Source organism: Asaia krungthepensis NRIC 0535 (genome assembly GCF_025995175.1).
Lineage (GTDB): Bacteria > Pseudomonadota > Alphaproteobacteria > Acetobacterales > Acetobacteraceae > Asaia > Asaia krungthepensis.
In genome coordinates this window covers 1-497 of the sequence record NZ_BAPV01000051.1, presented here as the reverse complement: position 1 = coordinate 497, position 497 = coordinate 1, and the positions used below count along the sequence as shown (strand labels likewise).

Below are 497 nucleotides of genomic sequence, written 5' to 3'. Positions count from 1 at the left end.
TTCGGCGGCTCTGCGACACTCGACCCAAACGCTCTGATCAAGGGACAACCCAATGTCTACGGGTCTCTCTCGGGTGGCTTGGCCTCAGGCGGATTTATCGTTGTCCGCATACAATCCGGCGGCTCGGTCTCCGGTGTCAGAACGAGCGCGCAGGGTGGGATCTATGTATCGAGCGGCGGCACGCTAACTGGCGCTACAGCCCTCTCGGGGGGCACCATCTGGACCTATTCCGGCGGTACGAGTTTCAACACGCAGATCCAGGCTGGGGGCGATGGATCAGTTTATGCGGGCGGTACCGAGATCATTGTAAACGGCACCGGTTCAGGTTTCACGGCCAATGGGGCAGGCTTTGGCTCCGGTGGCGGCAACGCCGCCGGTAACGGCGCCATCCTGATCGGGAGCGGCGGCACCGGCCTCAGCGAGACCGTCAATGGCGGCTACATGGCCGTGCAGGGCGCCGGCGCCGTCTCGCGCGATGCTGTCATCACGGGCGATGG

General features: G+C 64.0%; 1 pseudogene. It reads left to right on the top strand.

Annotated features, from left to right (window positions below):
- Window positions 1-497, top strand: a pseudogene (locus AA0535_RS12295) (hypothetical protein); the annotation flags it as partial.